Genomic DNA, 2,930 nt, shown 5'->3' on the forward strand with positions numbered 1-2,930 from the left:
CAATCGGCGGGTTTTTTTATGGACGGCGATGCTTAAAAGGTCGTGTAGGGGCCGAGCGCAGCGGTAAAACGCCGCATCCGCCGTCACCAATACACCTACGCCTTCCAAGCCAACAAAGGATTCAACCACCGCATCAACGGCCCGGTAAACCGCATCGGCGCATCCAACACCGTCAAACAGATGCAATCCTCATTCTGCAGTGCCGTCGGGCTGTGGTGGTGGCTCGGGTCCCGGGCGATGTAGTCCCCGGCGTGATACACGCCGAGCTCATCGGAAAACCCGCCTTTCAGGACCACAGTCAACTCGTTGCCCCGGTGCGTGTGCACGGGCACCTTGGCGCCGGCTTTGATGCGCTGCAGGGTGATCCGGGCGCTGCCCATATCCACCACATTGGTCAGATCGTACTTGGCGATCTCGCGGGTCTGCTGCTGCCAGTCAAGCTCATCCAACGAGGACGGCAGGTAGCGTTCCAGGGGGTTATGGTAGCGCTTGGAGACTGACGCGCCGGTTGGCGCTTCCGCGCGCGGCTCTTCAGAACCGATGCGTGCCATCAACTGCTCGAAGCCCTTGTCCAGAGACTCGTTCTGCACATCGCTGCGCTCCGGAATCTGGTCATCATTGGCCCCCACACTGGCTGGGCGGGTTTCCGACAACAATACGCCGCCGAGCGCGTTCAGCTTGCGCAGTTGGCTCTGGCATTGCAGACAATACCCAAGGTGTACGGACACCGCGAGTGCCTGTGCTAGCCCCAGGCTGCCGGCGGAGTACTCCAGCAGGGTCAGGTCGTCGGGATGATGTGCACTCATAGTTCTGTCGCCTCTAACATCACTCTTAACTTCTTCATGGAAAGCCGCAGACGGCCTTTCAGTGTTCCCAGGGGGACGTTCAACTCTTCCGCCACCTCTTGGTGGGTCTTACCTTCATAATAGACTTTGCGCACCGCAATCATCTGATCTTCCGGCAGCTCAAGGATGGATTCCTTCATCTTCTTCTCTGTCGAGCCCGCCTCGATGGACCGGATAGTGGTGTCCTCCGTGGGGATCTGCCACAACTCTTCCGTATCCACCGTCATTTCAGCCTTGGTACGGCCCTTCTTACGGAGCAGATCAATGCGCTGATTCCGGGTAATGGTGAAAATCCAGGTCGAGGCGGATGCCAGAGAGTCGCGGTACTTGTCGGCATTTCGCCACACGCTGGTCATGACTTCCTGAACGAGCTCCTCGGCCTGCTGGTTCATCCCCTGATTGATGGCATAGGCCTTGATTCTGGGCGCGAAGTGGTCATACACCTTGCGAAACGCGGCGGTGTCGCCATGGTGGGCGACCCGACCCAGCAGTTCCCCCCAATCGGGGCCCTCCCCGTTACCGGGGCCTGTTTTACTCATTGATTGTGCCTTAGTCCGCAACATACAGCGCCTCGCTCGTCCTCTATTCTTTTCGGATTCGGCCGGGGCTCCGCCAGTGGGGGGCAGAACAACGGAATAAACCCATATACGGAGGTGCGCGGAGTCCGGATCATTGCCTGGAACACAAAATCCCCGAACCGGTGATCCGGGGGGCGAAATCGCCCGTATTTGAAGACACAAGCGCTATCACAGAGTATAGGAGATCGGAATGCACCCTGTCTCGCTTCTCCGGGTAATCCCGGCACTCTGAGCGTCCCGCCTCCAGAGTCTGACGGGTTACCCCCGTTAATCTGCGAGCTAGCCCTTTCGCCCGGTCTTGACCGGGCTTTTTTTCCTCCCTTCGCCCTCCGGCTCATCCCGCGCGCGCCACCTTGCGGCCAACGGCCTGAAAAATGTGACAAATGTCGCACGCTGTGGCACATTGGCAAGTCCCTACCTATGCTTATGGGAAGCCTCTTTCGTGGGGCTTGGGCAAGTCCCAGAACCGACTTGCGCCGCAAGCGGTAGCGTCCTGATGCCAGGGCGATCCAGGGTAGGTACGACACGGGATCTCGGATGATCTGCCGATGAGGACAATAACAGTGACGATCACGGAAACGACCACTGGAGAAAACATGACTGACCCCCGACACAGCGGAGCCGGAGCATCGGCGCCGGATAGCCTGAACGACCCCCAGGTGGTGCAGCACCTCAAGCACGCCCGCAGCCTGATGATGGATTATGCCCAGCGGGTGCTGCCCGTATTCTGGCGCGAGTGGTGCGCTCGGCTGGAGGACTATGCCGAACGGGCGCGCTCCAACAAGGAGCAGATGGCCCTGTACGAATACAAGCGGATGATCGAGGCCTCCCAGCACGAGCTGGAAGAGGATATTGGCCAACGCCTCAGCAATGGGTTCGTCAAATTCAAAAACCGGATGCTCAATACCCTCACCGGTGAGGAGCGCTTCAGCGGCGACATGCTCGCTCTGGTGGAGCATTCGGATCTCGAGGAGACCATCGCGATCACCTCCATTACCCATCGGGCCGACAGCTTTTTTGCCGGTCAGCTCTGGGCGCTGCAGCAGCGTCTGGCCTTGTTGAATGGCGGGGAAAAAATCGACGAGCGCAGCAACCCGGTCAGCCCGGTGCAGTTCTGCGAGGCGCTGCGCAAAGCCCTGCTCAATATCACGCTCGATAACAAAACCAAAATCATTGGCTACAAAACCTTTGATAAAGAGGTCATTGGCGCCCTGGATGAGCTCTATGAGGAGCTCAATAAGTACTTTATCGAGGAAAACCTGCTTCCCAACCTGCGCTATACCGCTCTGGTGGATGACTCGCCCCAGGGCGCCGAGCCCAGTGAACAGCCCGACGCCGGGGAAGAGGTGCCCATGAAGGACGGCGTGCCCCAGCGGCGCGCCTCGGACCGTCTTCTCAGTGGTACCGCCACTCCCGCCGACACCCAGTACCAGGCGGGGCTCTACAACGCCATCCGGCTGTTGCAGAACCATATCGCCCACCAGGTGGCCCCGACCGGAGGAGCACA

General features: G+C 59.4%; 3 protein-coding genes. 1 reads left to right on the forward strand and 2 read right to left on the reverse strand.

From position 1 onward, the window contains the following. Positions 1–95 precede the first annotated feature (95 nt). Together B3520_RS15930 and B3520_RS15935 are read right to left on the reverse strand one after the other, a co-directional pair. Positions 96–806 (reverse strand): ChrR family anti-sigma-E factor, encoded by a 711-nt coding sequence (locus B3520_RS15930; RefSeq protein WP_286804833.1) that lies wholly within the window; start codon positions 804–806, stop codon positions 96–98. Next, positions 803–1,384: a sigma-70 family RNA polymerase sigma factor gene (locus B3520_RS15935; protein ID WP_024461084.1), complete on the reverse strand. Its 582-nt coding sequence runs from the start codon at positions 1,382–1,384 to the stop codon at positions 803–805. The genes B3520_RS15930 and B3520_RS15935 overlap by 4 nt, the downstream gene beginning before the upstream one ends. Before the next feature lie 635 nt (positions 1,385–2,019). On the opposite strand from B3520_RS15935, the gene B3520_RS15940 reads away from it, so the two are divergent. Then, the coding region (locus B3520_RS15940; protein WP_286876426.1) for a DUF1631 family protein at positions 2,020–2,930 on the forward strand (911 nt) is incomplete at its 3' end.

It is taken from the genome of Marinimicrobium sp. UBA4509 (assembly GCF_002388575.1).
Classification (GTDB): Bacteria; Pseudomonadota; Gammaproteobacteria; order Pseudomonadales; family Cellvibrionaceae; genus Marinimicrobium; species Marinimicrobium koreense.

Bases quoted from the DNA above. Each gene is read 5' to 3' on its own strand.
- B3520_RS15930 (WP_286804833.1), bottom strand. From the start codon at position 806: ATGAGTGCACATCATCCCGACGACCTGACCCTGCTGGAGTACTCCGCC.
- B3520_RS15935 (WP_024461084.1), bottom strand. From the start codon at position 1,384: ATGAGTAAAACAGGCCCCGGTAACGGGGAGGGCCCCGATTGGGGGGAA.